The organism is Butyricicoccus faecihominis (genome assembly GCF_014648015.1).
GTDB classification, from domain to species: domain Bacteria; phylum Bacillota; class Clostridia; order Oscillospirales; family Butyricicoccaceae; genus Agathobaculum; species Agathobaculum butyriciproducens.
Window position 1 is genome coordinate 46,610 of record NZ_BMQH01000009.1, and the last position, 22,063, is coordinate 68,672.

At 54.7% G+C, this 22,063-nt stretch carries 24 protein-coding genes; 16 read left to right on the forward strand and 8 right to left on the reverse strand.

Annotated elements, in window-relative coordinates; translation table 11 throughout:
* Positions 1 to 16: 16 nt before the first annotated feature.
* The 11 genes from IEY11_RS09920 (at position 17) to IEY11_RS09970 (ending at position 8,412) form a co-directional block, all read left to right on the forward strand.
* Entirely contained in the window at positions 17 to 892 is an 876-nt protein-coding gene (locus tag IEY11_RS09920; RefSeq protein ID WP_177799841.1) for a phage tail protein, read from the forward strand.
* Entirely contained in the window at positions 886 to 1,116 is a 231-nt protein-coding gene (locus IEY11_RS09925; protein ID WP_147358625.1) for a hypothetical protein, read from the forward strand. Before IEY11_RS09920 ends, IEY11_RS09925 begins: the two co-directional genes overlap by 7 nt.
* The gene (locus IEY11_RS09930; protein WP_177799842.1) at positions 1,104 to 1,553 is read left to right on the forward strand and encodes a four helix bundle protein; all 450 of its coding nucleotides are present in this window, start codon (positions 1,104 to 1,106) and stop codon (positions 1,551 to 1,553) included. The genes IEY11_RS09925 and IEY11_RS09930 overlap by 13 nt, the downstream gene beginning before the upstream one ends.
* A 366-nt stretch (positions 1,554 to 1,919) precedes the next feature.
* A complete protein-coding gene (locus IEY11_RS09935; RefSeq protein ID WP_118648512.1) occupies positions 1,920 to 3,044 on the forward strand; it encodes an RNA-directed DNA polymerase in 1,125 nt (374 codons plus the stop codon).
* Positions 3,029 to 4,747, forward strand: coding sequence for a DUF6273 domain-containing protein (locus tag IEY11_RS09940; RefSeq protein WP_188886450.1), 1,719 nt, complete (start codon positions 3,029 to 3,031; stop codon positions 4,745 to 4,747). The genes IEY11_RS09935 and IEY11_RS09940 overlap by 16 nt, the downstream gene beginning before the upstream one ends.
* Positions 4,744 to 5,229, forward strand: a complete 486-nt coding sequence (locus IEY11_RS09945; RefSeq protein ID WP_118760538.1) for a DUF4376 domain-containing protein — start codon at positions 4,744 to 4,746, stop codon at positions 5,227 to 5,229. Before IEY11_RS09940 ends, IEY11_RS09945 begins: the two co-directional genes overlap by 4 nt.
* Positions 5,226 to 5,702 (forward strand): putative ABC transporter permease, encoded by a 477-nt coding sequence (locus IEY11_RS09950; RefSeq protein ID WP_118760539.1) that lies wholly within the window; start codon positions 5,226 to 5,228, stop codon positions 5,700 to 5,702. The genes IEY11_RS09945 and IEY11_RS09950 overlap by 4 nt, the downstream gene beginning before the upstream one ends.
* A gap of 5 nt (positions 5,703 to 5,707) precedes the next feature.
* Positions 5,708 to 6,013 (forward strand): hypothetical protein, encoded by a 306-nt coding sequence (locus tag IEY11_RS09955; protein WP_188886451.1) that lies wholly within the window; start codon positions 5,708 to 5,710, stop codon positions 6,011 to 6,013.
* 15 nt (positions 6,014 to 6,028) lie between these two features.
* Entirely contained in the window at positions 6,029 to 6,394 is a 366-nt protein-coding gene (locus tag IEY11_RS09960; protein ID WP_188886452.1) for a hypothetical protein, read from the forward strand.
* A 13-nt stretch (positions 6,395 to 6,407) separates the two neighbouring features.
* Complete coding sequence (locus tag IEY11_RS09965; RefSeq protein ID WP_201309083.1) at positions 6,408 to 7,988, forward strand: glycoside hydrolase family 73 protein; 1,581 nt, start codon at positions 6,408 to 6,410, stop codon at positions 7,986 to 7,988.
* Between the two features lie 22 nt (positions 7,989 to 8,010).
* Entirely contained in the window at positions 8,011 to 8,412 is a 402-nt protein-coding gene (locus IEY11_RS09970; protein ID WP_147562768.1) for a hypothetical protein, read from the forward strand.
* A 39-nt stretch (positions 8,413 to 8,451) separates the two neighbouring features.
* On the opposite strand, the gene IEY11_RS09975 is transcribed toward IEY11_RS09970, so the two are convergent.
* On the reverse strand, positions 8,452 to 8,718 hold the full coding sequence (locus tag IEY11_RS09975; protein ID WP_188886453.1) for a hypothetical protein: 267 nt from the start codon (positions 8,716 to 8,718) through the stop codon (positions 8,452 to 8,454).
* Between the two features lie 127 nt (positions 8,719 to 8,845).
* Here IEY11_RS09975 and IEY11_RS14610 point away from each other — a divergent pair, with 127 nt between their 5' ends.
* Entirely contained in the window at positions 8,846 to 9,217 is a 372-nt protein-coding gene (locus IEY11_RS14610; RefSeq protein WP_194461869.1) for a hypothetical protein, read from the forward strand.
* 418 nt (positions 9,218 to 9,635) lie between these two features.
* On the opposite strand, the gene IEY11_RS09990 is transcribed toward IEY11_RS14610, so the two are convergent.
* Positions 9,636 to 10,178, reverse strand: coding sequence for a hypothetical protein (locus IEY11_RS09990; RefSeq protein ID WP_188886456.1), 543 nt, complete (start codon positions 10,176 to 10,178; stop codon positions 9,636 to 9,638).
* Between the two features lie 278 nt (positions 10,179 to 10,456).
* Between IEY11_RS09990 and IEY11_RS09995 the strand changes: the two genes are divergently transcribed.
* Positions 10,457 to 10,729 carry a hypothetical protein gene (locus IEY11_RS09995; RefSeq protein WP_118648532.1) on the forward strand — a complete coding sequence of 91 codons (273 nt, stop codon included), beginning with the start codon at positions 10,457 to 10,459 and terminating at the stop codon, positions 10,727 to 10,729.
* Between the two features lie 45 nt (positions 10,730 to 10,774).
* Here the strand turns inward: IEY11_RS09995 and IEY11_RS10000 are convergent, their stop codons facing one another.
* On the reverse strand, positions 10,775 to 11,467 hold the full coding sequence (locus IEY11_RS10000) for a hypothetical protein (RefSeq protein ID WP_188886457.1): 693 nt from the start codon (positions 11,465 to 11,467) through the stop codon (positions 10,775 to 10,777).
* A gap of 164 nt (positions 11,468 to 11,631) precedes the next feature.
* Between IEY11_RS10000 and IEY11_RS10005 the strand changes: the two genes are divergently transcribed.
* Together IEY11_RS10005 and IEY11_RS10010 are read left to right on the forward strand one after the other, a co-directional pair.
* Positions 11,632 to 11,877: a helix-turn-helix domain-containing protein gene (locus IEY11_RS10005; protein WP_118760544.1), complete on the forward strand. Its 246-nt coding sequence runs from the start codon at positions 11,632 to 11,634 to the stop codon at positions 11,875 to 11,877.
* Positions 11,878 to 12,002: 125 nt separating this feature from the next.
* Positions 12,003 to 13,052: an IS30 family transposase gene (locus IEY11_RS10010; RefSeq protein ID WP_147563923.1), complete on the forward strand. Its 1,050-nt coding sequence runs from the start codon at positions 12,003 to 12,005 to the stop codon at positions 13,050 to 13,052.
* Positions 13,053 to 13,941: 889 nt separating this feature from the next.
* On the opposite strand, the gene nspC is transcribed toward IEY11_RS10010, so the two are convergent.
* The 5 genes from nspC to speD all read right to left on the reverse strand — a co-directional run bounded on the left by nspC (position 13,942) and on the right by speD (position 20,500).
* Positions 13,942 to 15,072: a carboxynorspermidine decarboxylase gene (gene nspC / locus IEY11_RS10015; protein WP_118361768.1), complete on the reverse strand. Its 1,131-nt coding sequence runs from the start codon at positions 15,070 to 15,072 to the stop codon at positions 13,942 to 13,944.
* 1 nt (position 15,073) lies between these two features.
* Positions 15,074 to 16,333 carry a saccharopine dehydrogenase family protein gene (locus IEY11_RS10020; protein WP_188886458.1) on the reverse strand — a complete coding sequence of 420 codons (1,260 nt, stop codon included), beginning with the start codon at positions 16,331 to 16,333 and terminating at the stop codon, positions 15,074 to 15,076.
* A gap of 847 nt (positions 16,334 to 17,180) precedes the next feature.
* Complete coding sequence (speE, locus tag IEY11_RS10025; RefSeq protein WP_118359683.1) at positions 17,181 to 18,035, reverse strand: polyamine aminopropyltransferase; 855 nt, start codon at positions 18,033 to 18,035, stop codon at positions 17,181 to 17,183.
* Between the two features lie 16 nt (positions 18,036 to 18,051).
* Positions 18,052 to 19,509, reverse strand: a complete 1,458-nt coding sequence (locus tag IEY11_RS10030; RefSeq protein WP_118761088.1) for an aminotransferase class I/II-fold pyridoxal phosphate-dependent enzyme — start codon at positions 19,507 to 19,509, stop codon at positions 18,052 to 18,054.
* A gap of 226 nt (positions 19,510 to 19,735) precedes the next feature.
* Positions 19,736 to 20,500 carry an adenosylmethionine decarboxylase gene (speD, locus tag IEY11_RS10035; protein WP_110435194.1) on the reverse strand — a complete coding sequence of 255 codons (765 nt, stop codon included), beginning with the start codon at positions 20,498 to 20,500 and terminating at the stop codon, positions 19,736 to 19,738.
* Between the two features lie 707 nt (positions 20,501 to 21,207).
* On the opposite strand from speD, the gene IEY11_RS10040 reads away from it, so the two are divergent.
* Positions 21,208 to 21,891 carry a peptidoglycan recognition protein family protein gene (locus IEY11_RS10040; RefSeq protein ID WP_118728919.1) on the forward strand — a complete coding sequence of 228 codons (684 nt, stop codon included), beginning with the start codon at positions 21,208 to 21,210 and terminating at the stop codon, positions 21,889 to 21,891.
* Positions 21,892 to 22,063: the final 172 nt, after the last annotated feature.

Below are 22,063 nucleotides of genomic sequence, written 5' to 3' on the forward strand. Positions count from 1 at the left end.
AACGGAGGGTGAAGAAATGGAAGATAAAACGTATGGAACCCTTGTGACCGACTGCGGAATACAACTGATTGCGGCGGCGGTCATGGAGGGAAAGAAAATCAATATTACGGACCTTGCTGTGGGCGACGGCGGCGGAAGCTACTACAAGCCGAATTCTACCATGACCGCATTAAAGGGCGAAAAGTGGCGCGGAAAAGTAAACCGCGTAGAGATCAACGAGAAATCCCCAAACATGATTGATGTAGTAGCGGTGATTCCGTCCGATGTTGGCGGGTGGACAATCCGCGAAATGGGCGTTCTGGACGAAACGGAAACCCTTATCGCGGTTTGCAATACCCCTGACACGGAAAAAGTCATCATTTCAAGCGGAGCGGCGGGCGAAATCGAATTGACGATGCACATTGAGATTTCCAACGCGGACGCTATCTCTTTTATCATCGACCCGAGCGTAGTAACGGCAACAAAAAAAGACATTGAAGACCACGACGCATCGAAGACGGCACACGCCGCAGAGTTTGAGAAAAAAGCAGACGTTACCGACCTAAACGCACACGCGAATAATACGGATATTCATGTAAACCCGTCTACGATGGGAAATTACAACACGGCAATTTCGGGGCTGATCGAACATAAGGAAGATACGAAAATTCATGTGACGGCGGAAGAAAAAGCATCGTGGACGGAGGGTGCAGAGCAGGCGGCGGCGGACGCGAACAGAGTAACAGAAGCGCTTAACGCCATTGCAGGAATTGAAAGCCGCGTTTCTCGCGTGGAAGACGGCCTGTTCAACAACATCACCGGGAACCCGTTTCTTGCGTCCTTTGATTCCCTCGACGGCATCACGCTTGTTAAGGGTATCTGGAACGAAGAAAGAAAGCGCATCGAATGTTGACGGAATATGCCTGCCCGCGGCGGGAACTGTCCTGCATCGTCGGAAACCTGTTCGTCGAACTGGAACCACCCTGCGACCATTGCGCCGCCGGGGACAGCCTGACGATATGCGGAACGACATACGCCGGGACACGGGCAACGCTGACCGTCACCGAATACGGATTTACCTTTGACGGACCGCCGGAGGAAGTCGAACAAATCCGGGAAAGGCGGTGTCTGAAATAGACCAGCGACAAACCGAACAAAAGCCCACACAAGAATTTGCAATCATCACGAAAGCGAAAGATTTAGTCAAGCACACGTTTATGATGACAAGCGAACGGAGATTTCCGAAGAAATACCGTTTTACCATCGTAAACCGCTTGCATGATTTGACGCTTGACATTTTTCAACACATACAGGAAGCGAACGAACTTGACCTTACAGACCCGCAGGAATACCGCGAACGGCGCTACGAACAGAAAAAGGCGCTGACAGAGTGCAAGACGGTTCTTTTCCTGATCGAACTTTCCTTTGAAAAGGAACTTATCTCTTCCGAACAATGCGCGGAATGGACCCGGCACGTTATGAACGTGAAGAACATGACGGCAAAGTGGAGGAAGCAGGATAGAGAGCGGTTCGCCGCACTACAACAGAATAGAGGAATCACGCCGCGGCGGTAACGCCCGGCGTTTTTCTTGGGGTGCGGCTTGTAGCGTCCAACTCTTACAACGTCCGCAACGTCAATTCCTCTGGCGCGATGAACTGGAACAACGCTTACAACGGCAACAACGGCGTTCGCCCGCTTTGGTGGAAACCGCGATTGAGTAGGCCGAAAGGCTGAAAACAGAGGACCACTATCAAAGGAAGCCGCATCCCTCCGCCGTGGTGACAGCACGACGGTAAATACAAGATTGGTGAAGCAAGGTCCACGGAAACCAGCTTCCGCCCGCCGCGGACGCGCGGTGCGGTCCGATGATGACGCGTTGCGTGCGGCGGGAGCCGCAGACGCGCAAGGCCGATTCTATACACGGCAAGGAGTTTTTTATATGCAAGGCGCAGAATTCGAGCAGGTATATGATTTCGGGAACCTATACGCGGGGTTCCTGAAAGCACGCAGGGGCAAGCGACACAAACCCAGCGTTGCAAAATTTGAAGCAAATCTTCTTGAAGCCCTATGCCTACTTTCGGAAATGCTGAAAACCAAAACATACCGACCGTCAGATTATTTCGTTTTCAAGGTCTATGAGCCGAAAGAACGAATCGTTATGACGAACGCATTCAAAGACAAGGTGGTTCAGCATTCCCTATGCGACAACATACTTGAACCCGCGTTTTCAAAAGCCTTTATCCGGGACAACTACGCATCACAGAGCGGGCGCGGAACACATGACGGGTTATACCGCCTTGAAGAATTCATGCGGTCCTACTACTTCACACGCAAGGCGAACGCCGAGCGGGAGCGGCGGGCCGCGGGATTGCCGCCGCCCGGCCCGGAGGAAGTGCGGCACTATTCGGACGGCTGGGTTTTGAAATGCGACATATCGAAGTATTTCTATTCAATCCAGCATGAACCGTTAAAGCAGATGACGCGGAAGTACATCAAAGACCCGGATATTCTGTGGTTAGTTGACCTTATCGTTGACAGCACGGAAAATCCGGGAATTCCTATCGGCAACCAGACTTCACAATGGTTCGCCGTCATGTATCTTTCGGGCATGGACCATTTCATAAAAGAAAAGCTGGGTATTCGCTATTATGGGCGGTACATGGACGATTTCTACTTGATACATGAGGACAAGGCATATTTGCAATACTGCCGGGGCGAAATCGAACAATACGTTGCCCGGCTGGGCCTGCGGATGAACAAGAAAACAAATATTTTTCCGTTGCGGAACGGTATTGATTTCTTGGGCTTCCACACCTACTTGACCGAATCGGGCAAAATCATTCGCAAAGTCCGGCGGTCAAGCAAATGTAACGCACAACGCAAATTGAAGAAACAGCGCGGTCTACTGGACCGGGAGAAAATCAGCCTTTCAGACATTGAACAGTCATACGGAAGTTGGCGGAGCCACGCCGCAAAGGGAAACTGCTATCACCTGATACAGAAAACCGACAGTCTGTTTCAAAATCTATTCAAGGAGAGTGAAAAACAATGGCCCAAAGTTTGAATGCGCTTGCCGTCGGTGCGCTTGTCAAAGATACAGGCACGCTTTACAACGGTAAGCCGATCATTTGGAAAATCGCCGACAAGGGACACACGGGCTACCCGTCCGGCGCTGTGACCCTGATTACGGAGCGCATTATTTCCCTGAAATGCTTTGACGCTATCGAATCCGGCAACAGCGACGGCAACCGCCGCAGTTACGGCAATAACCGTTGGACCCTTTCTAACCTGCGGCAATGGCTGAACAGTCAGGCCGCCGCCGGGAAGTGGTACAGCGCCCAGCACGGCGCAGACGCGGCCCCGACGAATGCGAACGTATGGAGCAACTACAACGAATACGACGCGGAAGCGGGCTTTCTTGCGGGTTTCTCCGCGAACTTCATTGCGGCCCTGCTGACTACGACCCACACGGTAGGAAAGGCGACCGTAGACGGCGGAGGTACGGAGAGTTGCACCGACAAAATCTTCCTTGCAACCTGTACGGAAGTCGGCTTGTCCGGCGACGTGACCGCAGGAAGCAAGCTGGCCTTGTTCAGCAACGACAGTTCCCGTCTTGCCTACCCCACGGCGGAAGCCGTGAGCAAGAGCGAGTACACGAACAGCAGTTTGAACGCAAGTTCGCCGTGGTGGTGGTGGCTTGCCGACGCTTACGCGTCCAACTCTTGCAGCGTCCGCGGCGTCAAGTCCTCTGGCGCGATGTACTGGGACAACGCTTACAGCGGCAACTACGGCGTTCGCCCGCTTTGTAATTTGTCCTCTGGAATCTTGGTATCTGATAGCCCGGATTCCGACGGAGCATACACGATCATTTGGAACCGCGCCCCCTCGAAGCCCTCTTCCATCACGGTTCCGTCCAGCGTTCGCGGCGGCGAAAGCCTGTCTATCAGTTGGGGGGCTTCCACGGACGAAGACGGCAATCTTTCCGGCTATATCCTCGAACGGCAGGTCAACGGCGGCGCATGGGCGCAGATATACAAGGGCATCAACCGCAGTTACACCGACGCAATCACGTTCGGCTGGACCTCTATTGCGTACCGCGTCAAGGCGTATGACAGCGCGGGCGCGGAAAGCGCCTACAACACCAGCGCGACGCGGACGGTGGTAAACAACCATGCGCCCGTTATCAGCGGCACAGATTCCAACTTGGGAACGAAGACCGCCGCGTTCGCGCAGAGTTACAGCGTAACGGACGAAGACAGCGGGCAGACCTTGACCGTGACGGAGTACATCGACGGCACGCAGAAGCGTTCCTACACCGCGACAAGCGGACAGACCTATTCGTTCAACATCACCGCCGCAGAGTGGGTGAAGCTGTTGAACGGGTCCCATACGCTGAAAATCGTTGCGGCGGACAACTACGGCGGAAGCGCGACCCGGACGTATACGTTCACGAAAAATGAAACGGAAATCGAACTTACGCTTGCGACCCCGCTTACTGCCGATGATATGGTGACAAAGGGTATCATGTCTGTCGTGCGTCAAATTCCCGCAGGTGCAAAATTCACCGTGGAAGTCTGCAACAACGGCAACGACGCTTCCCCGACGTGGGAGGACGTGACGCAGAACGTCGTAAGCGGAAGTAAGTTCTTCCTTTCCAACACCACCAAAACGGCGAGCGCTTGGGGCTACAATTTCCGCATCAAGGTAAAGCGCGGAACGGCAACGGGCGATTGCTTCATTACGTCTGCGGGAGGTAACTTTGAATGAGCATTCAGCACAGAGAAGACAGCATTCGTGATATGAAGTTGGAGCGGCTGGGCGTGACCCCGCCGCAGGACTGGAACGACGTTGAGCAGGTCCGCACGGCGAAGAAAGCCGAAATCGGCCTTGCGTGTTCCGCGGCTATCTACGCCGGAATCGACGTGGGCGGCGCACATTACAGCCTGACCGAACACGACCAAACCGAACTTATGGCGCAGTTCCAGACGGTCAAGGAGGGTGCGGAGGAAGTGCCGTACCACGCCGACGGTGAACTTTGCCGTATGTATACCGCGGAGGAATTCACCGCGCTTACACAGGCCGCGACCGCCCACGTCTTCTATCACCGCACTTACTGCAACCACCTGAACGCGTGGATTAAACGGGCCGGGCTTGATGAAATCCCGGCTATCGTGTACGGCGCGGACCTGCCCGCCGACCTTGCGGCAAGCATGGCGGCGCTGATTGAGAAAGCAGGTGGCGACGCGTGAAACGTATCTTGACGATTTGGGCCACGCTGGGCGCGGCTTACGTCGTATTTGAAACGCTTTTCCGCGGGTACTCCCACCCGTCTATGTTCGTTGTAGGCGGGCTGTGCGGGGTTCTGGTTGGCACTATCAATCAGGCCCCGCGCTTTTATCGCGCCCCGGTCATCGTGCAATCGGTCATCGGAGCCGTTATCGTGCTTGCGGTAGAATTTGTTTCCGGGTGTGTACTGAACCTGTGGTTAGGGCTGGGCGTTTGGGATTACAGCAATCAGCCGGGAAACGTGCTGGGCCAAATCTGCCCGGCGTTCGGCCTGCTGTGGTTCTTCATTATGCCGCTTGCTATTTGGGCGGAGGACACAACGCGTTATTTGATTTGGGCGTATGACTGCGCGGTTTATCACTCGCAGGAAGCACCGCCCACAATCGCCCCGTATTCGCTGAAAAGCGTTTACGGGGACTTCATTTGCGGGAGGTAAAGAACATGAATGAAGTGCTTGCAGGTTTGAGCGTCGTTAGTACGATTTGCGCTATCGTGTTCGGCTACGTTGCCTTTGCCCGGAATGGGAAAAGGGACGTTGCCGACGAAGCGAAGAGCGACGCGACCGTTCTTACCGAAATCGGCTATATCAAGGCCAACACGGACGAAATCAAGGCGGAGCAAAAGGAACAGCGCAAGACGAACGTTGAAGTCGTTACGCGCCTGACCGCCGTTGAAGCGTCCGCGAAACAGGCGCACAAGCGACTTGACGCGTTCGAGAGCCGGGAGCGGCGCGAACACGAAGAGTAAGAAAGGCGGCGCGGCATGATTTATCTTTTCAGCGTTGCCGCCGGGTTGGTTGGCGGGTTCGCCGCCGTCCTGCTGTTGAGCGGACGACGGCCCCGCCGACGAAGAGAGGGCAAGCAGAACCGCCGGAAGACAGAGTGTTCAAAGCTGGTTCTTTGGGCGGTCCTCTGTACCTATTTCGCCGGGTTCGGCGTGGGCGTGTGGGCCGTCGTCCTCGACGCTTCACAGCTTGGCGTTTTCCTTGCCTACGTTGGAACACCAACGGCAACGGTCATCGGCTTTTATTCGTGGAAAGCAAAGGCGGAAAACGTTGTGAAAATCAAAAAGGCGAACCCGGAGGAAACGGAGGGAATGCCCGTTGACCTGAACAACGTTCAGCCGTAACGGAGGAATACACATGACACAGGAACAAAAGAAATTCATCGAGCGGGTGGGCGCACTTGCCGCGGCGGATATGCAGAAAAGCGGGGTCCTCGCGTCCCTGACGATAGCACAAGCAATCCTTGAAAGCGGCTGGGGCAAATCCGGCTTGACGGTCAAGGGAAACGCCCTGTTCGGCATCAAGGCCGGGACAAGCTGGACCGGGGCCGTTTACAGCGGCAAAACGCAAGAGTGCTACGACGGCGTGACCTTTACGACCGTGACGGGCCTTTTCCGGGCCTATGGCAGTTGGGCGGAAAGCGTCGCCGATCATTCCGACTTGCTTTCGTGCAATACCCGCTATAAAGCGGTCATCGGGGAGCGGGACTATAAAACCGCGTGCCGGGCAATCGCCGCGGCGGGCTATGCGACCGACCCGAAATATGCGGACAAGCTGGTTCAAATCATCGAAACATACGCCCTGACCGCCTACGATGGCGCAGGAAGCGCCGCAAAGCCCGGCGGTTCAAATACCACGGTGGGGACCACAAGCCCCGCAGACGCGAAAGGAGCAGGCAAAATGAAAGCGTCTGAATTTATCAACAAATTGCAAAACATTGTGGACAACTATAAAACGCTGTACGTCATGGGCTGTTTCGGTGCGCCCCTGACAGGCGCGAACGTGTCCCGCTATTGCACAAATCACAGGTACAACAAGCAGGCCGCGCGAACGGCGATGATTCGGGCGGCGGCGGATAAGAACCCGCCCGTCTACGGGTTCGACTGCGTATGCCTTATCAAAGGCGTTCTTTGGGGTTGGAGCGGAAACGCCGCGAAGCCATACGGCGGCGCGGCCTATGCTTCCAACGGCATTCCCGATCTTGGGGCCGACACCATGATTACGAAGTGTTCCGGCGTGTCCGCTGATTTCAGCGGCATTGTTCCGGGTGAAGCTGTCTGGTTGCCCGGTCATATCGGCGTATACATCGGCGGTGGAAAGGTCATCGAATGTTCGCCCGCTTTCAAGAACTGCGTGCAGGTGACGGCGTGCCTGAACATTGGCGCTATTTCCGGCATGAACGGGCGCAAGTGGACGAAGCACGGGAAGTTGCCGTATATCACCTACGACACCGCAGGCGGCGCACAGGACGGCGCAGGAAGCACGACAAAGCCCAGCGGCACAACTACCACCCCGGCGACGCTTGCGTTCGCTGTGGGCGACGTGGTGCGCTTTACGGGCAACACCCATTACACCAACGCGGCGGCGGCAAGCGGCGCGGCCTGCAAGCCGGGAACGGCAAAGGTAACGGCACTTGCAAAGGGCGCAAAGCACCCCTACCACCTTATCAAACAGCCCGGCGGTGGTTCTACCGTTTACGGCTGGGTCAATGCGGCGGACGTGCAGGCCGTCGGGAGCGGTACGACCGCGCCGAAAATGCGCGTCGGTGCAAAGGTGAAGTATTCCGGCCCGCTGTACCGTGACAGCAACGGCGGCGGACAGGGCAAGACCGTAAACGGAACGTATACGGTGAAGTATTACTATCCGGCCCGCAAGTGCGGCGTACACATCGACGGTTTGGGCTGGGTCCCTGAATCCGGCTGTACCGTCATTGGTTGACAGATCGAAAGGAGAAACAGAAATGAACGTTCTTACATTCCTTGCGAAGAATTGGGACAGCGTGCTTGTCATCGTCGCTTTCCTCGCGGTGGTTGTCGTGCTTATCAAGCGCGGCGAAACAAAGATTTTGAAGCAAATCCTTTTCAACCTTGTAACGCAGGCCGAAAAGCAGTTCGGAAGCGGTACGGGTTCCCTGAAATATGCCGCCGTCGCGGACTGGATTTATCAGCGAATCCCGGCGGTGCTGAAACTGCTTTTCACGTCCAGCGATATTGAAAAAATGATCGAAGCCGCTTTGGAGGAAGCGAAGAAAGCATGGGGCGCGAATGAGAATTTGAAAGGCTACATCGACACCCCATCCGTGGAAAGCCTGCTTGTCGGCATCGAAGAACAGGCCGTCCAGACCGAACCCGCAGAAAACTAAACACGTCCGATTCGGACAAAGACGAAAGCCCGTCGGGGGTCATTCCCCGGCGGGCTTTTTTTCGCGCTTTTCGATAAAATATTGTTGTGAAGTTTCATTCCAGCCCGCGGTTCCGATTATTCGCGGTTCGGCGGTTTGGGTCCCGTCAAGACGCTTGCGAATGGCGTTCTTTGCGTCCGACAATGCCCTATAAATGGGAATGCCGCCCACTTTCCCGGAACAACTTTCGGATTCCAGAAACCAGCCGGATTCAAAAGGAAGAATCCATTCGCCCCGATATATGTAGCAATCAACAATCTTTTTCATAAACAACCAACACATTCTACCACAGGACGGGCGGCGGCTTGCGCCGCCCGCCTTTATCTTATGCGCTGACCGTGGACACGTCAAGCCGGAACGCGAGGTCAAGGACCTTTGCGCGGGTTGCGGCGTTGTGCTGAACGGCCTTTTCCAACGTGGCCCGGACCCCAGCGGGAGCAAGGGACAGACCGTAGGCTATCAAGCTATCTTCCGACGCTTTCAGGACGGAACGGGCGGCGTTCAGTTCTTCTTCAAGCCCGGCGGAAACAATCAGCGCGGCGCATTCGTCGTTCGCCTTTTCAAAGGCCGCGTCATCCTACATGCAGTAAAGGAATTCGGGAACGGAGCCGTCGGGATTGACAATGCCTTTGTCGGCAATGAACTTCTTTTCGATGGCTTCTTGCTGGGATTCGACTTCCTGCACGCGGGCTTTGGCGACCATATAGGCCCGCTGGAACTTGTTTGCAGTTCTTTTCATGTTCATTCCCCTTTCTTGCGGCGGTAATGGACCGCGGCGGCGATAATCAGCTTCACAACGGCAACAGCGATCAGGAAGATTCCGAGTTTTTCAAGCATGGTTGACAGTTCAGAAGAAAAAGTGTATTCTATGGGTGGGCGGTGAACCCGCCCATAGAATACGGGGTTTCGGCTTACGTCAGCTTATCAATTATCAGTAACGCAAGCCCTACCAGAAAGTCCACGATTGCGGTTATCACGATGGTCCGAACATCGACCCGCGATTTCGTGGGCTTTTTCTTTTTCTTCTTCACCTTGTCACCCCCTTTCTTTATGCTCTTATTATATACTAACGTTAGTATAAAGTCAATAGAGAAAATACGAAAAAGCAGAAAAATTTTGCGCCGTTGCGGTAGATACAACGGCGCGAAAAACGGAGCGGCGGAAACCGCCGCCCCGGTAAAGCGTCAGGCGACGAACACACCCAACGGAGAACCGCCGGGAGAGCGCCACCCGCGGCGGTGAATGTCGGACAGGCGGACGCGTTCAGGAGCCTTTGCGCCGTCATACAGGACCATAGCGAAAACGCCGCCGTGAAAGAAACGGGTATCAGGCAGGCTAACAAAGCCGATGACGGTTCCGCCCTGCGGAGGATAGCAAGCACCGCAGACACGTTCGACGCGCTGACCCACCATAACAACAACGGTGTTCACGTCGGCGGGCTGGGCGATTTCAACGCCGCAGGACGTTTCGACGGCGGCTTCCTCGACGCTGGGTTCCTCTTCCGGCTGAACCTCGTTTTCAGCACGGAAGACCGGGGCCATAGAATAACGTTCGGGAATGATATATTCGCCGTGTTCATCGAAGAACAGCTTTGCGCGGCGGGTCTTGCCGTTACGCTCGAACGTCACCGTCTTTTCGGTGCGCTTGATAATCTTGATGGTGAAAATGCAATCGTGATTGCAGGCGCTACGGTCAAAATATTCCTTGCCGATCTCGAACTTTTTCATATTGATTACCCCCATATATAAAAACCAGAAGTCGAAGTGTTGTTGTACGCCGTGTCGGTTCCCTTTTCGTGTCAGCCCGTAAGGTTGGCTGTTGTCGAACTCTACGCCCCGACAACCGGGCGGCTTTGGTTTCTCTTTCTGATTATGATTATATACTAACGTTAGTATAAAAACAAGCTGGAATGATGCACAAATATACTAACGTTAGATTGTGGTTTTTTTATACTTGCGTTAGTATAAACAGCGTGATAAAATGGACAAGTAAAGGAGTGGTGACAATGGCAAGCAAATATGGAAATCCACGCGGGCAAGCCGCGACAGACGCGAAGCGGAAATACAATAGCAAAAACTATGACAGGATTTACCCGTATGTGAAGAAAGGCAAAAAGTCCGTATATCAGAGAGCGGCAAAGGCAAGCGGGTTTGACAGCATAAACGATATGATCGAATCGCTGATGGACGAACGGGCGGCGGCGGTGTTGGGACTGTCGCCGGAGCAGTTCGCGGCAGAGGTTCAGGCCGCGGCAGACGCGGAGCAGGAAAAGGCATAAAGAAAGCGGCGGGCGTTGCGCCCGTCGCTTTTGCTTTCCTGCTGTTCAGAACTGTTCGTATGTATAGCCGCCGTTTTCGTCCAGCGTGATAGCGCCGTAATCTTCAAGAATGGAACCGTCGGTATCTTGCTTCCCGTATGTACCGACATAGTACATAGAACCGGGGAAACAAATACCCGTGCCGTCATCACAAAGAATTGCAACCCAGTTGTAGCCGCTGTCCTTGACGACGGTTTCAACGAATTCTTTGTAGTTTTCTTCCGTAATGGCTTGAAGCTGTGCTTTCGTAATGCGGATATAGGCGTATTCACCGATTTTATCGCCGGAACCCGTTTTCACGTCCTTTACGGTCAAGTCATAGTCCATCAAGACATTGTGCTTGTGATATTCGGGGTACAGCATATCACGCCCGGAATAGACGGCTTCAACCGCACCGTCAGAAAGTGCAACGTCGAGGGACGAACCGCCGTAATAGACGGTATACGCGCCCTTGCTTTCGGAAATGCTTGTAATCTTCCCATCAAGGCCGCAGGAAGTCAGAATGATAAAGACTTCATCGGCCTGTTCGGGAGTGATTTTCATATCTGCCCGAATGGTGTTCATGGCATCGGGGTAAAAATCATACTGCGCCGTCAGTTCCTCCGATTTGGGTGTGTCCAGATCGACAAGAGCGCCGCCGCAGGCGGAGAGGGATACGGCAAGCGCCGCCGCAAGGACAAGAGATAGAACCTTTTTCATGTGGAATCCTCCGTTCTGCCGCCCAGCGTCCGGGCGGCTTGCGTTATTTTCAAAGGCCGGACCATTGCTTTTTCTGGATTCTGACCTTTAACACAATTATCAACGCTTATTGTGTTAAAGTCAAGAAAAATGCAGACCTTTAACACAAAAGGAGGAATCGGCGGTTGAAAATATACGACTACAAGGGGCGAAAGAACCTTTGCGGAAATCGCGTCAAAGAAGCACGCGCCCGGTTGAATATCACGCAAACAGACCTTGCGGCGCGTCTACAAGTTGCAGGAATTACAATGGAGCGGGACAGCGTGAGCAGAATTGAAATCGGGACCCGCTTTGTGACCGATTATGAACTTGCGGTGCTTGCGAAGATACTTGGTGTATCTATGGAATGGCTGACAGAAAATGAGCAATAGTTTTTTATACTTGCGTTAGTATAAAAGTATTGTTATAATCTTTTTGCGGGGAACCGCTGAAAAGAGGAACAAAACCCGCCCGGCTTGATAGTTTGGGCGGGTTTCGCATATTGGGAGGTTATAGCATGGGGCATTGTTTCAGTCATTTACAGCTTACAGATCGGCGGAAAATCGAATACGGCTTGAACCGCGGCGATACGCCGAAGCAGATTGCGGCGGAACTTCACGTTCACGTCAGCACGATTTACAGAGAAATCAAGCGTTCCCGTTGGGAGTGGCTGGACGGTGCAACATGGATTACGGAAGACCGATACAACCCGGACGGAGCAGAACGGAGATACCGCGAAAACCTCGCGGCAAAAGGCGCACCGCTGAAAATCGGCAATGACCGCGAACTTGCCGACTATTTGGAACGCAAGGTCATTGAAGAAGACCGTTCGCCCGCCGCGGCCCTTGCCGACATAGAGTTAGAGGGCCGGACGTTCAAAACCTCTATTTGCGTCAGCACGTTTTACAGCTACATTGAAAAGGGCGTTTTCTTGAACCTGACGAACAAGGACTTGCCGGAGAAGCCGAATCGCAAGCGGCCCTATCACCGGGTAAAGACAACGAAACGCGCCCCGCGGGGCGAGAGTATAGAAAAACGCCCGGAAGTGATTAACCAGCGAATCACTTTCGGGCATTGGGAAATGGACACCGTATATTCAAGCAAAGAGGGTTCATGCGCCTTGCTGGTTATGACGGAGCGCCTGACGCGAAAAGAAATTATAGAGAAAATGCGCGACAGAACCGCAATCAGCACAGTTCGCGCCCTGAACCGTATTGAACGGAGGTTCGGGGCGCTGTTTCCGCGCGTGTTCCAGACAATCACCGTAGACAACGGCGGGGAGTTCTCCGACGTGAAGAGCCTTGAACGGTCTATCCTACGGAAAGGCAGACGAACCAAAATGTATTATTGCCACCCGTACACAAGTTGCGAACGCGGGTCAAATGAGTGTGCAAACAAAATGATTCGGCGGAAGTACCCGAAAGGAACCGACTTCAACAAGGTAAGCCGGGCGAGCATCAAGGAAACGGAAGCATGGATAAACAATTATCCGCGTGAAATATTGGGCTGGAAAACCTCTGAAATCGTGTTCGCGGAATGCCTTGAAGAATTGGCGCGGGAAGCCTGATTATATTTTTTTATATTTTTTTCGCATTTACTATTGACATTTTCGTGTTTTCCGGCACCGACCCTCTGGGGCACTTGAACCGCGCAGGCGGTTCGCCCCTGACGGGCGGAGAGTTTTTCGCTGAGGTTCAGCGAGGAAGTTGCGCTCTGCGGAGCGCGGGAGACTGCGGCGCCCGCCGCGGGGGGCAAAAAGGAAGGACAACCTGCGGTTTTCCTTCCTCTTTGAACTCCTACCTTTCCCTTGTTGGGATAGCTTGGGTGCAGACGGTAGACTGCGTAAGCAGGAAAAGGACACGGCAGTCGGGTTACCTCAGCGTATCTTTCTCCGCCTTTTCGCAGTTCACAGACAGCGTACTGCTACACAGGCGGGTTACTCAACGCAGAGCGCGGCATGACAGTGCCGCGCAACATTTTTACCTGTGCAGATTATCCAAATCCTGCGATTATAGCTGATTTGCACCCGCAAACGGTTTGCGCGGCACTGTTATGCCGCGCCTGCTGGAAGTAGCCGACCTGTGTAGCAGAACACTATCTGACCCTGCGAATATGTTGAGAAAGATACGGAAGAAAAAATCCTCTGCCGTTCCCCTATTTCGCAGCGGTCACATGTCGGCAATCTGCGCCAGACCCTCAAGGGAAAGGGGTGATTCACAAGAGGGTGGAAACCGCAGGTGTCTACCCTCTTGTGCCCCCGCCGGGTAGGCGCACTCCCCGCTGAGGTTCAGCGAAAACCTCCCCGCCCGTCAGGGGCGAACACGCCTGCGGCAGTTCGTGCCCCCCCGCTCAGCCGGTGCTGAAAAAACCTGCCGCCCGGATAGGGTGAACCGCCTGCGCGGTTCAAGTCCCCCGGTCAGCCGGTGCAGAGAAACAGACTCCCGCCCGGCAGGAACTTACGAAAGTCTCCGCTTAAACTCCTCATACCCAAACATACGCACAACCTCATCCGTGCCGTCGGCGCGTCTTACCGCGATGAGCGGCAGCGGCATGCCGTTAAACGTATTGGTCTTGACCATGGTGTAGAGCGCCATGTCCTCGAACACGACCTGCTCACCGGCGCCGAGCGCCACATCGAACGAATACTCACCGATGACGTCGCCTGCGAGGCAGGAGCGGCCGGTCAGCAGATAGGTGAACGCCTTTTTACCCGGCTCGCCGCCGCGGTACACCGGCGGACGGTACGGCACCTCGAGCACGTCCGGCATATGGCACGCCGCCGAGGTATCCAGGATCGCAATGTCCTTATGGTTGTGCATCACCTCAAGCACAGTGGCGACCAGATAGCCCGCATTCAGCACAACGGCCTCGCCCGGCTCCAGATAGACCTGCACCTTGTACTTTTTCTGCAGATAATCAATGCAGTGCACCAGCGTTTCCACATCGTAATCCGCGCGGGTGATATGGTGGCCGCCGCCGAGGTTGAGCCATTTCAGGCCATCCATATACTGACCGAAATTCTGCTCAAATGCAGCGACAGTCCGCACCAGATCGTCCGAATTCTGCTCGCAGAGCGTGTGGAAATGGAAGCCCTCAATGCCGTCGAGCAGCTCCGGCTGAAAATTCTCTATCGTAATGCCGAGGCGCGAATCCGGACCGCACGGGTCGTACATCGCGTGGTCGCTCGGCTGCGTGGAGCACTCCGGATTGAGCCGCAGGCCGCAGCTCTTCCCTGCCGCGCGGGCAAGGCTGCCGTAGGCCTTCCACTGCGTGAACGAGTTGAACACAATGTGGTCGGCGTACTCCAGAAGCTCGCGGAACTCGCCCTCCGCGTAGGCCGGCGCGTAGACATGGGTCTCGCCGCCGAATTCCTCATGACCGAGCCGTGCCTCGTACAGACCGGAGGCCGTTGTGCCCGCCAGATACTCCCGAATCAGCGGGTACACGGAAAACATCGAGAACGCCTTCTGCGCCAGCAGGATCTTCGCGCCGGTGCGTCTAGCAACGTCCCGCAGGACGGCCAGATTCTGCACCAGACGGTTTTCATCGAGCAGGTAGCAGGGCGTAGGAAGCTCAGTAAATTTCATATCAGTCCACCAGTACCGGCTTGTCGTTGATCTGCCACGGCAGACCCCACTTGTTCAGCGCCTCCATGTACGGATCGGGATCAAACTCCTCCACCGTGTACACGCCCGGCTTGTTCCACTTGCCGGTCAGCAGCATCGCCGCGCCGATCATCGCCGGAACGCCGGTGGTGTAGCTGATGGCCTGCGAGCCGACCTCGCGGTAGCACTCCTCGTGGTCGCAGACGTTGTAAATGTAGGCGGTCTTTTCCTTGCCGTCCTTCTTGCCGGTGAAAATGCAGCCGATGTTGGTCTTGCCCTTGGTGCGCGGACCGAGCGTTGCCGGATCGGGCAGCAGCGCCTTGAGGAACTGGATCGGCACGATCTGGTGGCCCTCAAACTCGATCGGGGTGGTGGACAGCATACCGACGTTCTCCAGGCAGTTCATGTGGGTCAGGTAGGACTGACCGAAGGTCATGAAGAAGCGGATGCGCTGCACGCCCGGAATATTCTTGGCGAGGGACTCGATCTCCTCGTGGTGGAGCAGGTACATATCCTTGTGGCCGACCTGATCGAAGTCGTACTCGCGCTTGATGCTCATCGCCGGGATTTCAACCCAGTGACCGTTCTCCCAGTACGAACCGGGCGCGGATACCTCACGCAGATTGATCTCCGGGTTGAAGTTGGTCGCAAACGGATAGCCGTGGTCGCCGCCGTTGCAGTCCAGAATGTCGATGGTGTCGATTTCATCGAACAGATGCTTCTGTGCGTAAGCGCAGTACGCCTGCGTTACGCCCGGGTCAAAGCCGGAGCCGAGCAGAGCGGTCAGACCGGCGTCCTCAAACTTTTTCTTGTATGCCCACTGCCAGGAGTAGTCAAAGTACGCGGTAAAGCCCTCGTCCTTGCAGCGCTTCTCGTAAATGGCGCGCCACTCCGGATCGTCGGTGTCCTCCGGCTCGTAGTTTGCCGTATCCATGTAGTTTACGCCGCACTTGAGGCACGCATCCATGATGGTCAGGTCCTGATACGGCAGCGCAATGTTCATCACGATGTCCGGCTTGTACTCGTCGATAAGCGCGCACAGCTCGTCCACGTTGTCCGCATCCACCTTGGCGGTGCGGATCTTGGTTGCGGTCGTGCCGTCCAGCTTCTCCTTAATCGCGTCGCACTTGCTCTTGGTGCGGGACGCGATCATAATTTCCTCAAAAACGTCGCTGTTCTGGCAGCACTTGTGGATAACTACGCCGGCAACACCGCCGCAGCCGATGATCAATGCTCTTCCCATTGTTAATTCCTCCTCATTTTTAACTGTATATATAATTTAGATTTATTGAATGGTCTTTATTTGTTAAACTGCCGCTTGAGAAGCGAACGGAACGCGCCGCACCCGCGGCGGGGGCAAAAAGGGTAGACACCTACGGTTTCTACCCTCTTTGAACACCCGTTTCCCTTGTTGGGATAGCTTGGGTGCAGACGGTAGACTGCGTAAGCAGGAAAAGGGGAACGGCAGTCGGGTTACCTCAGCGTGTCTTTCTCCGCCTTTTCGCAGTCCACAGACAGCGTACTGCTACACATATGGGTTACTCTACGCAGGGCGCGGCATACCCGTGCCGCGCAAATCCTTGGCACGTTGTAACGCACGGCATCTGCGAATTTAGATGTTTGGTATCATTTATCCTGCGTAGGTGCCGTCCGTAACCTCCGGACTAACGAATTGCGCAACACGGGTATGTTGCGCCTGCTGGAAGTAGCCGACCTGTGTAGCAGTAATGTATCCGACACTGCGAACAGGTTGAGAAAGACACGGAAGAAAAAATCCTCTGTCGTTCCCCCATTTCGCAGCGGTCACATGTAGGCAATCTGCGCCAGACCCTCCAAGGGAAAGGGGTGATTCACAAGAGGGTGGAAACCGCAGGTGTCTACCCTCTTGTGCCCCCGCCGGGTAGGCGCACTCCCCGCTGAGGTTCAGCGAAAAACTCTCCGCCCATTAGGGGCGAACACGCTCACGCAGTTCGCGCGCCCCGCTCAGCCGGTGCTGAAAAAAGGCTGCCGCCCGTTAGGGGCGAACACGCTCACGCAGTTCGTGTGCCCCAGTCAGCCGGTGCAGAGAAAGCGGTTGTCCAACGCTTACGTTACTCTACCTTTTCCAGCAGCTTCTGCACATAATTCGGCAGATAGAACGCGCCCTTGTGCAGATTGGTATTGTAATATTTGGTTTCCAGTCCCAGACTGTTCCACCAGTCCGGATTCAGATCGCGCACTGGATGCACGCCGCGCGACGAGAAGCCGAACAGCCAGTGTCCGGACGGATAGGTCGGGATATGCGCCTGAAACAGACGGCTCAGCTCAAACGAGTGCACGATATTGCGGTGCGCTCTCTGGCACGCCAGTGCATCGCCCTTGTAGAACGGGCTTTCGTGCTGATTGACGAGCACGCCGTGCTCCTTGAGCGCCTTGTAGCAGTTGCCGTAAAATTCCATCGTGAACAGGCCCTCGCCCGGGCCGAACGGGTCGGTCGAGTCGATGATGATAAGGTCGTACTCGTCCTCAATCCGGCGGATATACTTTAATCCGTCCTGATAGAGAATGTGCACGCGCGGGTCGTCCAGTGAGCACGCCACACCGGGCAGGTACTCCTTGCAGACCGCGACAACGCGCTCGTCAATCTCCACAAGGTCGATGTGCTCGATGTGCTGATAGCGGCACAGCTCGCGGACACAGCCGCCGTCACCGCCGCCGATGACGAGCACCTTTTTAATCTTCTCACCGAGCACGGCCAGCGGCACATGCACCATCATTTCGTGATAGATGAACTCATCCCGCTCGGTCAGCATCATGTAGCCGTCAAGCGTGAGAAACCGACCGAATTCCTCGCATTCAAACACGTCGATGCGCTGAAAATCGCTCTGTTCGGTGTAAAGCTGACGGTCTACCTGTATCTGCAGCCCAACCGTCGGCGTGTGCATTTCAGTAAAGGTAAGTTGCATGAGTGAAACGCTCCTTTTATTCCGGGCTGACAACGCCGCGGATGACCTGCAGGCTGTTCACCTCGGGGTCCTCGGTGCCGAGCAGCATGCAGTTCTTTTCCTTGGCGTAGCGAATATAATCAAGAATATCGCGGGTGATACGCTCACCGGGCGCGAGGATCGGGATGCCGGGCGGATAGCACATGACAAACTCCGCGCAGATGCGTCCGACCGACTCCTCGAGCGGCATGGCCTTCTTGTCCGCGTAGAACGCCTCCTGCGGGCCGGCGACCACCTGCGGAGAGATATACTCCTGCCGCATGAGCGTTGCCTTGTCGCGCTTGTAGCGGCGGCGAATATCCGCGAGAGCGGCTACCAGACGTTCCAGGTCGCGCTCTCGGTCGCCCACCGAAACATAGGCGAGCAGGTTGCCGAGATCACCGAACTCGGTCTGAATATCGTAAAAATCGCGCAGAATGTCGTACACCTCGATGCCCGCCAGACCAACATCCAGTGTGTTCACCGCCAGCTTGGTCGTGTCGAAATCGTACACGGTGTCGCCGTTGATCAGCTCGCTGCCGTAGGCGTAGTAGTCACCGATGGCGTTGATCTCCTCACGCGCATAGGTCGTCAGGTCAACGACTTTTCGGAAAATCTCCTTGCCGTGCAGGGCAAGGTTCTTGCGCGAAATATCCAGACTGACCATCAGCAGGTACGAACCGGAGGTCGTCTGGGTCAGGTTTATAATCTGGCGAACGTGCTCCGCGTTCATGGACGGACCGCACAGCAGAAAGCTGGACTGCGTGAGCGAGCCGCCCGACTTGTGCATGGAAACGGATGCCAAATCCGCGCCTGCCGCCATCGCGGAGACCGGCATATTTTCACCGAAGTAGAAATGCGTGCCGTGCGCCTCGTCAGCGAGCACCTTCATGCCTGCCGCGTGCGCGAGCCTTACGATTTCCCGAATGTTCGAGCAGATGCCGTAGTAGGTCGGGTTGTTGACGAGCACCGCCTTCGCGGACGGGTGCTTCTCAATGGCGGCCTTCACATCCGCGACCGACATACCGAGCGAAATGCCAAGCCGGTCGTTCATCTGCGGGTTGACGTAAACCGGAATCGCGCCGGTCAGCACGAGCGCGTTGATGACGCTGCGGTGTACGTTGCGCGGCAGGATGATCTCGTCTCCGCGCTTGACAACGGACAGGATCATCGCCTGTACGCTGCTCGTCGTGCCGCCCACCATCAGGAAGGCGTGCGCCGCACCGAACGCATCCGCCGCCAGCTCCTCGGCCTCGCGGATAACACTGGTCGGGTGGCACAGATTGTCGAGCGGCTTCATCGAGTTGACGTCCACCGTCATGCACTGCTGACCGAGGAATTTCGTTAATTCCGGCGAGCCGCGTCCGCGCTTGTGTCCGGGCACATCGAACGGCACAATACGCATGTCTTTGAAGTTTTCGAGCGCCTCCATGATCGGCGCACGGGATTGATCCATAAAAATGCCTTCTTTCGGCAGAGAATGATATGCTGCGCTTTCGCGCGAAGCGCGCATGAAATACAATCTGCGCAGCAGATTGATAAAAACCGGGAGCATGTATCACGGTTTTTATACAAGGAATAAACTTTGTGTGCCGCGCAGCGACGCGCAAATTATATTGTGAGACAAATCCGAACATCGTTCGGTTTGTCTTTCTCGATTGAAAATGTATTTTCAATCGAAATCAGTAGATGTTCTTGCCCGAAAATATCTCAATCATCTCTCGTCTGAGGTCGGAGTGAATCTTGAGTCTTGTTTTCGGCGGCAGCTCATAGATGTCGGTATTGAACAGGTAGTTCTGCAGATCGACCTCCTTGAGCAGCATACGGGTGTGGAACAGATTGGACTGGTACACGTTAATGTCGTAGGCGTCGTACCGCTCGAGCGTTTTCGGGTCGATAAAGTCCTGAATGGACGTCATATGGTGATCCATGAACAGCTTTTTGCCCTCGATATCGCGGGTAAAGCCGCGCACGCGGTAGTCCATGGTGATGATATCCGAATCGAACGAGCCGATGAGGTAATCGAGCGTAGACAGCGGCGTGATCTCGCCGCAGGTGGCAACATCAATATCCACGCGGAAGGTGGCAAGGCAGGTATCCGGATGGTACTCCGGGTAGGTATGCACGGTAACATGGCTCTTGTCGAGGTGCGCGACAATGGTATCCGGCTCGAGCGCGGGCTTCATGTGCTCCTCCGCGATGAGAAAGGTTACGGAGGCACCCTGCGGGTCGTAATCCTGCTTGGAAATGTGCAGCACATGCGCACCGATCATCTCAGTCACCCGCTCGAGAATGCCGGTCAGTCGTTCGGAGTTGTACTGCTGGTCGATATATTTGATGTAGTCACGCTGTTCGCGCTCGGTCTTTGCATAGCAGACATCATAAATGTTGAAGGACAGCGCCTTGGTCAGGTTGTTGAACCCGTAAAGTTTAAGCTTGTTCTGCATTTCATATCCTCACAATACCAAAAAATCCCCAGGCGAAAGGGGTACACACGGTACGCTTTCACTTGGGGATGATCATTCTCTTTTTGCAGATGCTTCTGCACATTCCGTAGGTTTTATGGAAGAGGAAAGAGTCTATATAGCAAGAATCGTTACTTTTAGGCAATACCGCATAATGAAGCAAGAGTGATTTGCGAGTAAATTTTGTGCTCTGATAAGGCGTGGTTTTGCGTCAATACTTGCTGTATTGCAAAAAATCACAACGAAATCAGGGGGCAAAATTTCCGCAAAGCGCCGCAGTCTTAATTGTACGGTGTTGCCTTTGTACTCTTATTGATCGTTTCACAAGTGTGATGCGCCCGCGGCACACGGCTTTTAGTCAGCCAACTTATAAAATTCAATAAGGCAACAAAGTTGCCAGTTTCGGCATTTGACCCGGCTGTCCGTATGGCCTTGGCACCGTTTTCGCGCAGAAACCGGGCGGTCAAAGAAATTCTGCTGAAAGGCTTCGCCTCTCCGAGTAACTTTTATTATAAGGGAATCCGCGTGCAAATGCAAGTTCATCTTGCAAATTTTACGAATTTGATACCGAATCCGCATATATGGTGTCGCCATCACAAAAAGTTTACAGTCTTTGTTTTGAAAAATCGCGTAAAACGTAGTACAATGGAACAGTAAGACGATATCATTTTGAAAAGATAAGGTGAATCATGGCACGCAAAAAGAGAAGCAAGGGACTTCGGGTCAGCCTGATGCTGACAGTCGGACTGATGATCGTGTCGTTTGCGGCAGGCATGCTGACACAGAAGATCGTGTTCCGCGAGCCGCAGACCGACGCCGGTCTGACCTACATTGAGGATATTCCGGTGATGACCGACTTTCTTCCCGAGGGCACACGCGCCCGTCCGGGACAGAAGCGCGAGATCAAGTATCTCGTCATCCACGAGACCGACAACACCGGCTCCGGCGCAAATGCGGCCGCGCACAACTCATTCATCCACCAGAACGCCAACGCCGGGGAGGGCATTGTTTCGTGGCACTACACGGTGGACGATCACGAGATCTACCACCATCTGCCGGATGATGAGACTGCCTATCACGCAGGCGACGGCATGGAGAAGAACGGCGGCAACATGAACGGCATCGGCATTGAAATGTGCGTCAACTCGGACGGCAACTACGAACAGACGCTCATCAACACCGAAAAGCTGTGCGCGCGGCTGCTGATCGAGTACGACCTGAACCCGTCCAAGGCACTGAAAAAGCATCAGGACTTTTCGGGCAAAATCTGCCCGTCCACCCTCATCAACAGCGGACGCTGGGATGAATTCTGCAGCGCAGTAACCGCCAAATACAAGGAGCTGAAGGCCGATGAGGCGGCAAACGCATCGTAAGCAGCCGGTTAGCAGAAAGCAACCATGTGCAAAAAGCGTGGAAAATCAAAGGGCGATTTGTCGTAAATCGCTCTTTCTTTTTGCCCTCTGATATGGTATACTTCAAATCGTACGCTGTAAAAAAGCTGAAAAAATTTAAGCGTACCGTAAATCTTGCTTAAAATTTATCACA

What these genes read in the sequence shown, in the direction of transcription:
- IEY11_RS10020 (WP_188886458.1), bottom strand. Translation starts at nt 16,333, where the DNA reads ATGGGAAGAGCATTGATCATCGGCTGCGGCGGTGTTGCCGGCGTAGTT.
- IEY11_RS09940 (WP_188886450.1), top strand. Translation starts at nt 3,029, where the DNA reads ATGGCCCAAAGTTTGAATGCGCTTGCCGTCGGTGCGCTTGTCAAAGAT.
- IEY11_RS09960 (WP_188886452.1), top strand. Translation starts at nt 6,029, where the DNA reads ATGATTTATCTTTTCAGCGTTGCCGCCGGGTTGGTTGGCGGGTTCGCC.
- IEY11_RS09955 (WP_188886451.1), top strand. Translation starts at nt 5,708, where the DNA reads ATGAATGAAGTGCTTGCAGGTTTGAGCGTCGTTAGTACGATTTGCGCT.
- IEY11_RS10040 (WP_118728919.1), top strand. Translation starts at nt 21,208, where the DNA reads ATGGCACGCAAAAAGAGAAGCAAGGGACTTCGGGTCAGCCTGATGCTG.
- speE (WP_118359683.1), bottom strand. Translation starts at nt 18,035, where the DNA reads ATGCAACTTACCTTTACTGAAATGCACACGCCGACGGTTGGGCTGCAG.
- IEY11_RS09990 (WP_188886456.1), bottom strand. Translation starts at nt 10,178, where the DNA reads ATGAAAAAGTTCGAGATCGGCAAGGAATATTTTGACCGTAGCGCCTGC.
- IEY11_RS10000 (WP_188886457.1), bottom strand. Translation starts at nt 11,467, where the DNA reads ATGAAAAAGGTTCTATCTCTTGTCCTTGCGGCGGCGCTTGCCGTATCC.
- IEY11_RS09920 (WP_177799841.1), top strand. Translation starts at nt 17, where the DNA reads ATGGAAGATAAAACGTATGGAACCCTTGTGACCGACTGCGGAATACAA.
- IEY11_RS10010 (WP_147563923.1), top strand. Translation starts at nt 12,003, where the DNA reads ATGGGGCATTGTTTCAGTCATTTACAGCTTACAGATCGGCGGAAAATC.
- speD (WP_110435194.1), bottom strand. Translation starts at nt 20,500, where the DNA reads ATGCAGAACAAGCTTAAACTTTACGGGTTCAACAACCTGACCAAGGCG.
- IEY11_RS09965 (WP_201309083.1), top strand. Translation starts at nt 6,408, where the DNA reads ATGACACAGGAACAAAAGAAATTCATCGAGCGGGTGGGCGCACTTGCC.
- IEY11_RS09995 (WP_118648532.1), top strand. Translation starts at nt 10,457, where the DNA reads ATGGCAAGCAAATATGGAAATCCACGCGGGCAAGCCGCGACAGACGCG.
- IEY11_RS09935 (WP_118648512.1), top strand. Translation starts at nt 1,920, where the DNA reads ATGCAAGGCGCAGAATTCGAGCAGGTATATGATTTCGGGAACCTATAC.
- IEY11_RS10030 (WP_118761088.1), bottom strand. Translation starts at nt 19,509, where the DNA reads ATGGATCAATCCCGTGCGCCGATCATGGAGGCGCTCGAAAACTTCAAA.
- IEY11_RS09975 (WP_188886453.1), bottom strand. Translation starts at nt 8,718, where the DNA reads ATGAAAAAGATTGTTGATTGCTACATATATCGGGGCGAATGGATTCTT.
- IEY11_RS09970 (WP_147562768.1), top strand. Translation starts at nt 8,011, where the DNA reads ATGAACGTTCTTACATTCCTTGCGAAGAATTGGGACAGCGTGCTTGTC.
- nspC (WP_118361768.1), bottom strand. Translation starts at nt 15,072, where the DNA reads ATGAAATTTACTGAGCTTCCTACGCCCTGCTACCTGCTCGATGAAAAC.
- IEY11_RS09945 (WP_118760538.1), top strand. Translation starts at nt 4,744, where the DNA reads ATGAGCATTCAGCACAGAGAAGACAGCATTCGTGATATGAAGTTGGAG.
- IEY11_RS09925 (WP_147358625.1), top strand. Translation starts at nt 886, where the DNA reads ATGTTGACGGAATATGCCTGCCCGCGGCGGGAACTGTCCTGCATCGTC.